Source organism: Nitrososphaera sp., assembly GCA_039938515.1.
Lineage (GTDB): Archaea > Thermoproteota > Nitrososphaeria > Nitrososphaerales > Nitrososphaeraceae > Nitrososphaera.
Map to the genome: position 1 here is coordinate 70,038 of JBDUUL010000005.1, position 6,112 is coordinate 76,149.

At 53.0% G+C, this 6,112-nt stretch carries 10 protein-coding genes; 7 read left to right on the forward strand and 3 right to left on the reverse strand.

The features are described 5' to 3' along the window. The first annotated feature begins 2 nt into the window (after nucleotides 1-2). Both rrp42 and ABI361_03220 read left to right on the forward strand, forming a co-directional pair. Complete coding sequence (gene rrp42 / locus ABI361_03215; protein ID MEO9319662.1) at nucleotides 3-827, forward strand: exosome complex protein Rrp42; 825 nt, start codon at nucleotides 3-5, stop codon at nucleotides 825-827. After that, nucleotides 820-1,050 carry a 50S ribosomal protein L37 gene (locus ABI361_03220; protein ID MEO9319663.1) on the forward strand — a complete coding sequence of 77 codons (231 nt, stop codon included), beginning with the start codon at nucleotides 820-822 and terminating at the stop codon, nucleotides 1,048-1,050. Before rrp42 ends, ABI361_03220 begins: the two co-directional genes overlap by 8 nt. Nucleotides 1,051-1,092: 42 nt before the next feature. On the opposite strand, the gene ABI361_03225 is transcribed toward ABI361_03220, so the two are convergent. Next, entirely contained in the window at nucleotides 1,093-1,278 is a 186-nt protein-coding gene (locus tag ABI361_03225; protein MEO9319664.1) for a hypothetical protein, read from the reverse strand. Between the two features lie 64 nt (nucleotides 1,279-1,342). Here ABI361_03225 and ABI361_03230 point away from each other — a divergent pair, with 64 nt between their 5' ends. Together ABI361_03230 and ABI361_03235 are read left to right on the forward strand one after the other, a co-directional pair. Then, nucleotides 1,343-1,762 carry a prefoldin subunit beta gene (locus ABI361_03230; protein ID MEO9319665.1) on the forward strand — a complete coding sequence of 140 codons (420 nt, stop codon included), beginning with the start codon at nucleotides 1,343-1,345 and terminating at the stop codon, nucleotides 1,760-1,762. A 39-nt stretch (nucleotides 1,763-1,801) separates the two neighbouring features. Further along, on the forward strand, nucleotides 1,802-2,578 hold the full coding sequence (locus tag ABI361_03235) for an ERCC4 domain-containing protein (protein ID MEO9319666.1): 777 nt from the start codon (nucleotides 1,802-1,804) through the stop codon (nucleotides 2,576-2,578). A 3-nt stretch (nucleotides 2,579-2,581) separates the two neighbouring features. Here the strand turns inward: ABI361_03235 and ABI361_03240 are convergent, their stop codons facing one another. Further along, entirely contained in the window at nucleotides 2,582-3,124 is a 543-nt protein-coding gene (locus ABI361_03240; protein MEO9319667.1) for a nucleotide-binding protein, read from the reverse strand. Then, complete coding sequence (locus tag ABI361_03245; protein ID MEO9319668.1) at nucleotides 3,105-3,923, reverse strand: NAD(+)/NADH kinase; 819 nt, start codon at nucleotides 3,921-3,923, stop codon at nucleotides 3,105-3,107. The genes ABI361_03240 and ABI361_03245 overlap by 20 nt, the downstream gene beginning before the upstream one ends. A 137-nt stretch (nucleotides 3,924-4,060) precedes the next feature. Between ABI361_03245 and ABI361_03250 the strand changes: the two genes are divergently transcribed. The 3 genes from ABI361_03250 to ABI361_03260 form a co-directional block, all read left to right on the forward strand. Next, nucleotides 4,061-4,912: a sulfurtransferase gene (locus ABI361_03250; GenBank protein MEO9319669.1), complete on the forward strand. Its 852-nt coding sequence runs from the start codon at nucleotides 4,061-4,063 to the stop codon at nucleotides 4,910-4,912. An 80-nt stretch (nucleotides 4,913-4,992) separates the two neighbouring features. Then, nucleotides 4,993-5,298, forward strand: coding sequence for a hypothetical protein (locus ABI361_03255; protein MEO9319670.1), 306 nt, complete (start codon nucleotides 4,993-4,995; stop codon nucleotides 5,296-5,298). Between the two features lie 57 nt (nucleotides 5,299-5,355). Then, nucleotides 5,356-6,112: ferredoxin (locus ABI361_03260; GenBank protein ID MEO9319671.1), on the forward strand; the 757-nt coding region annotated here is incomplete at its 3' end.

A 6,112-nucleotide genomic window follows, 5' to 3' on the forward strand; every position in this document is an offset into this window, starting at 1 on the left:
GAATGAGTTCTTCAAAACGCTCCACCATTATTGTAGAGCACCTGCGCAGGCAGCAGATGGCGGATTCGATTTCCAGGGGCAAGCGGCTCGACGGAAGAGAATTTGACGAAATGAGGCCTCTTGAAATTGAACTTGATGTCATAAAGAAGGCAAATGGTTCAGCACGGGTTAGGCTAGGTGACAGCGAAGTTATCGCCGGCGTCAAGGTCGAGACAGGAGAGCCATTCGAGGGTCTCGAAGACAAGGGCGCTCTCATTGTATCGGCAGAAGTGCTGCCAACAGCCTCGCCTCACGTGGAACCGGGTCCTCCTGACGAAGAAGTAGTCGAATTGGCCAGGGTAGTCGACAGGGGAGTTAGGGAATCAGAAATGATAGACCTTTCGCAGCTGGTGCTTATCTCAGGCAAGGTCGTCTACACCATATTTGTCGATTGTAGCGTCATCAACGCAGATGGAAACCTCTTTGATGCAACTTCATATGCCACCGTTGCGGCGTTATTGAGTGCAAAGCTGCCGATACTGGAAATGCAGGGCGACAAGGTAGTTGACACGGGTTCGACCCGAGACATGCCAATTACCTCAATTCCCATTTCAATCACGTCAATAAGGCTGGGCGAGGTTGTCCTTGTCGATCCGAGTGCAGAAGAAGAGGCCTGCATGGACGCCCGCATCACCCTTACATCCACGGAGGATGGATTCTGTGCGGTCCAGAAGGGCTTTGCAGGTGCTTTTACAATCGAGCAGATAAAGAAGGCGTCATCCGTCGCAAAGAATAAAGGCGAGGCTATCAGGGCAAGACTAAAGGAGTTGACCGGCAAGAATGGTTAAGAAGACTTCGACGAACCTGAAGGGCCTTGGCGTCAAGTTCGGAGCCACGGTCCGGAAGAGGTATGGCAAGGTATACAGGACGCTACACAAAAAGCGAAGATGCCCCTCGTGTGGTTCGCAACGCTTTGGCAGGATAGCCTCGGGAATCTGGATGTGTCCAAAGTGCAGCTTCAAGATTGCATCCGGCGCGTATGACGTTGACGTTGAAAAATTGCACGGCTAGAATCGTAATTCGGTTTCAGACCCCGCTCCACGCCAGGGCTGTTTATCTGGCAATGGAGCCGGAGACCCGATCGATTGATTCCGGCTCCCACCCTTCACTTACCATAAGATCAAACATCGTTTCGTTTGAGCTGGAATCTGGCGACTTGGCGGCCGTCAGGGCCAGCCTGAATTCATTTGTTCGCCTGGCAGATTCCGCATACCGCTGTCTGAAGGCATCGGAAGGCACAGGGCGCAGGCGTCGTGCCTCTCAGGCATAAATTTATGTTAGCGATGACGCTATTTTTTGTAAAATGAGTGAACAAGAACTGCCGCCTTGGCTGAGAGAGCAGGTATCCCGGCTCCAGCAACTTCAGCAAAACTTGCAGGCGATTATGATGCAGAAGCAGCAACTTGAGGTTGAGACCGTCGAGACGGATCGGGCTCTGGAGGAGCTCAAGAAGGCGGGGGCGGATGATACTATTTTCAAAAATGCAGGCTCGATTTTGATTAAGGCTCGTAAAGAGGATGTTGTGAAGGAACTTGAGGAGAAGAAGGAGCTTTCTAACACGCGGCTTTTGGTTCTTCAAAAGCAGGAGACGCGGGTAAAGGAGAACTTGAAGGAAGTCGAGACCAAGATAAATGAAATGATAAGAGGAATGCAGGGGGCTGGCTCTGGACCGGGCAGCTCCATGATGGGGCCTCCAGGTAGCCAAAAACCGCGCGGAGAATAGAGCTCTCCGCTGCAAGACTGCGCAGGTCCCCGATCGCAATTGACTGAGCAAACCAGGCGCCCAAGAATAATTGTTGACGAGCGCGAAAGGAACAGCCAAATTCCTTCAATTCTGCGTGATTCCGGGGCCGCAGTCGAGTTCGCGCAGCTTGCCGTGGGCGACTACATACTTTCTCCCGAGATAGCAGTGGAGCGCAAGACCGTTAACGACTTGATAAACTCGGTCTATGACGGCAGACTTTTCATTCAGTGCTCCGAACTGGCGCAACACTTCAAACAGCCCCTTGTACTCGTCGAGGGCTACATTGAGGACCTGGAATATATCGCAGAGGATCAACATGCCAAGCTCGACGATAAAAAGAAAAGAGTCCTTGCAGAGCGTCTGCCACTTGCTTATGATTCGCTTGCAGAAGTGGCGCTCGATTACCGGATGTCCATTATTCACGCGTCCTCGCCCGACCATGCAGCCCGGCTCATAATGGCGCTTGCGAACAAGGGTTTGAGAGGAGGGCTTCCATCGGGCCCTCTCTTACGCAAGATAAGAAAAGATAATCCGCTCCTCGTACAGCAGCTATCCATCCTTGCCTCGGTGCCGGGCATCGGCGACAAGTTGGCTGGCAGGATGCTCCGGAAGTTCAAGACCCCAAGACGGGCGCTTCATGCGAGCGCAGCGGAAATGGCAACCATCCCGGGCTTTGGCCTTGCTCGGGCCGAGCGGGTAAGAAAAATACTCGATAGCAGCGCAGACGATGCCTCTGCGCCCGCTATGCAAAGCAAGCTGTTCTCCGAATGGCTGGAAGACTTGCACAAGTCCTGACCGTCAGGACGGGCGAGATTTCCCGAGGGCGCCGCCCGACTTTTTGTATTTTCGCCGCAGCCTGTTGCCGCACTGGGGACATTCGGCCAGGTTTGGACTGAATCCCTTGCTGCAGCCGCTGCAGTAGGCCGAATAATTTCTGGCTTCCCTTATCCCCTTGCCTGCTGACGAGAGGACTTTGATCCCGGCGGATATTCCGACGTTTGAGACCGCATAATCGTCGCTTGCAAGCACCAAGCCGCGCTCGAGGGCGAGAGCTAGGATTGAAATATCAGCATCAGAGAGCCTCGAACGGTCGCCGGTCCGTGTGCTCAGGGCATCGACCTTGTCGAGGTAGCCCTTGCTCGGCTCCAGGACCACCAGAAGACGCGAGTCCGTTAATGCCTCAATGGCTCCAAGCGACTGTTTTATGTGGCGCACCTCGGAGAGGATCTCGGTTGTGGTGTAGAATTCCGCGACGGAGCCTGAAAGAAACGGGATGCCGGCATAAAAGGCGCTTGCGTCAAGCGCGATTTTCTGCCGGGTCTCAGAATCCGAGCTTGGCAAGCTGCCTCATGCCCTTCTTTCTAAGCCGCATAAAGTGCGCATCGTGTGCAAACCTGGAAATGCGGATCTCCTCGCCTGCTGGTGCGTGAAAGATTTCCTGTCCATCAATTACTATCTGCGAGTCGTGGTTACTCGTAATGACAATTTCCTCGACCGGTATAACAAGCTGCGGCATGCGGTTGACCGGGGCTATCGGACTTGCAATAAGGCAGTTCATTCCTTCATGCAGCACAGGTCCCCCTATTGAGAAGGAGTGGCCGGTTGAACCGGTGGGAGTCGAGACCACGATGCCGTCCATCCGCTGCCTGATTTCATCTCCCATGAGCCTTATTGACAGGACCGGCGTTCGGATGAGGTTCGTCCGAGTGACCAGTATGTCATTTAACGCTGGCGGAAAAACTTGCGACCCAACTGAAGCCTGAATCCTTATCCTTGATTCGATAAAACACTTGCCTGAGAGAAGGGACTGCACTGCGCCTTCGAGAAGGGGGGTGTCGACCTCCGACAGGATTCCCCTGTGACCCCCGATATTCATGCTCATTAACGGGACTTCAAGGGGAGACAGGCGAAAGGCGCGAAGAGTCGTCCCGTCGCCACCAATAGCAACCACAAGGTCGACTTTCAGGCTTTTGAGCTCCTCGACCTTGACGGGAATTCCGCCTTCAAGACGCAGCGGCTCGAGCAAGAAAATCTTGGTACCGCTTTTTGCAAGCAGCTGGGCCACTTTTGCTGCAGCGGACTCTGCTTCAGAATTGTGAAGCTTTGTCACAATGGCGGCTGATCGTATCTTGCTTGGCATGGGGTGCTACCGATATTGATTGGGCAGTCATTAAATGCCTTTTGCAGATGCATGAAGCTGCAAGGAATTGTCCAGTGCGGGTTTCTTGCTCTCAAATCGAAAAGCATTAAACACACCATTGCGTACAAGCCGATAGGATGTCTCCCTACTCGCATCCAGAAGTGCTGTGCGAAACGGACTGGGTTGCAAACAACCTTTCGAACAAGAACATAGTCATTGCAGAAGTCGACTACGACCCTGAAAACGCTTACAAGCAGGGGCATCTGCCGGGCGCCCACCTCATCTGGTGGAGGAGGGACATCAACGATCCGGTCAGGCGGGACATCCTGAGCAAGCAGCAGTTTGAAGCGCTTATGAGCAGAATAGGCGCCACGCCAGAAACAGAACTCGTGCTGTACGGCGACTTTAACAACTGGTTTGCAGCTTTTGCCTTTTGGGTTTTCCAGTACTATGGGCACGGCAAAATTAGAATCATGAACGGCGGCAGGAAAAAATGGGAATTAGAAAAGCGGTCTTACACAAAGGACGAACCAGCGTCGCAGCCGTCGCACTATGTTTCCAGACCACCCGACGAGGGAGTCAGAGCCTACATGTTTGACGTCCGTCGAGCAATCGACAGGGCAGAGCAGTCCGTTCTGGTTGACGTAAGGTCTCCGAAGGAATTTTCCGGCGAGATAACTGCGCCTCCGGAATATCCGATGGAACACGCGCAGAGAGGAGGACATATTCCCGGCGCAAAGAACATCCCGTGGGCACAGGCGGTCAGGGAGACTGACGGCACTTTCAAGAGTCCAGAGGAGCTCAGAGCGCTCTATGAGGGAAAGGGCGTCACCCCAGACAAGCATGTAATTTGCTATTGTAGGATTGGCGAGCGTTCGTCGCACTCTTGGTTTGTCCTAAAGTACTTGCTCGGATACCCTTCCGTCCAGAACTATGACGGCTCTTGGACAGAATGGGGCAACATGATAGGAAATCCGATAGAAAAGTAACGACAACCGCATGCAAGGAGAACTCTCAGCCCCGGGAAATTCGATACAAAGATAAGTGATAGGGTCTAAAACCTCTTGGATTGAACGAAGCGGCACTGGCAAAAAAGGGCCAGTTCTATTTTATCTACGACCTGCCGGACAGTTTTGTCCTTGAGGACAAGACGAAGAGGGGTCTTGAGGTCCGCGAACGCTCGGTCGATGATAAATACGGAGTCGAAGCTGACAAGGGCATGATCCACGACATGGACGGGATAGGACACAAGGTTGGCATCCGCTGGTACTTTCCAAAGAATCATCACTCGCTGGAAGACGTAGAGAAGGCGGCCGGCATCATGGAGTCCAGGTACAAGGCAATCAGGGAGATGACGTGCCCTGATGATGACTAGCGTATGATCGAAAGCCTTTTAGGAGATTTTGCTTCGTACCCAAGCTGACCACCTATCATGTCTGCCTTGCTAAAGGATAGAGTATGGACGATGCTCTCCGAGGTTGCGAAGCGGGGTGTTTATCCTCTTCACGGCAACAAGCTGGGCATTTTCAGGATGCCTATCGATATCACAGACCGCGCTGATTTTTCGACCATCATGAATGAACTTCGAAGCTCGGGCTTCAAGATGGACACCCATGCTGACAGGATTTACGTTACCTACAAGTGGACTGAAAAGGGGATTGACAACGTTACAGGCAAGGACCTTTCCGCGGATCTGGATGTGACGGTTGAAATAGTCACCGGAGAGGTTGTGGACTTGATTTATCAGATACGCCAGATTGAGTACTTTGGTGATCCTTATTGGATAAAGAACTACAGGCAGAAGGCGGAACATAATGCCAAGATGGTAATCGATACCATCATACGCAATACAAAGGTTGGCGATAAACTCATTGCGCATTATCAAAAGGCAGAAAAGCTATCGGCAGAGGCTGCGATAAAGAAACTTGAACAGGTAGCTCCTTTGGCAAAGAATCCAAAGCCAAGGAGCGCGACTGCGCCTCCTCCGGCAGCGGCTGCTCCCAAACCGGCGGCCCCAAGTCCGCCGCGAATGGTCGCCCAGGCAGCGTCTGCAGGCGGCAATACGACCGTCTCACTCACCGGCTCCGGCTCTGGCTATTCCAAGGTGGACGGCCCGATTGACGTCAAGTTCAAGGACAAGCGCCAGTCGGCAGGCACGTTCCAGGGAATAAAGGTGTGGGGCCCGGTTG

Bases quoted from the DNA above. Each gene is read 5' to 3' on its own strand.
- rrp42 (MEO9319662.1), top strand. From the start codon at position 3: ATGAGTTCTTCAAAACGCTCCACCATTATTGTAGAGCACCTGCGCAGG.
- ABI361_03220 (MEO9319663.1), top strand. From the start codon at position 820: ATGGTTAAGAAGACTTCGACGAACCTGAAGGGCCTTGGCGTCAAGTTC.
- ABI361_03230 (MEO9319665.1), top strand. From the start codon at position 1,343: ATGAGTGAACAAGAACTGCCGCCTTGGCTGAGAGAGCAGGTATCCCGG.
- ABI361_03245 (MEO9319668.1), bottom strand. From the start codon at position 3,923: ATGCCAAGCAAGATACGATCAGCCGCCATTGTGACAAAGCTTCACAAT.
- ABI361_03250 (MEO9319669.1), top strand. From the start codon at position 4,061: ATGTCTCCCTACTCGCATCCAGAAGTGCTGTGCGAAACGGACTGGGTT.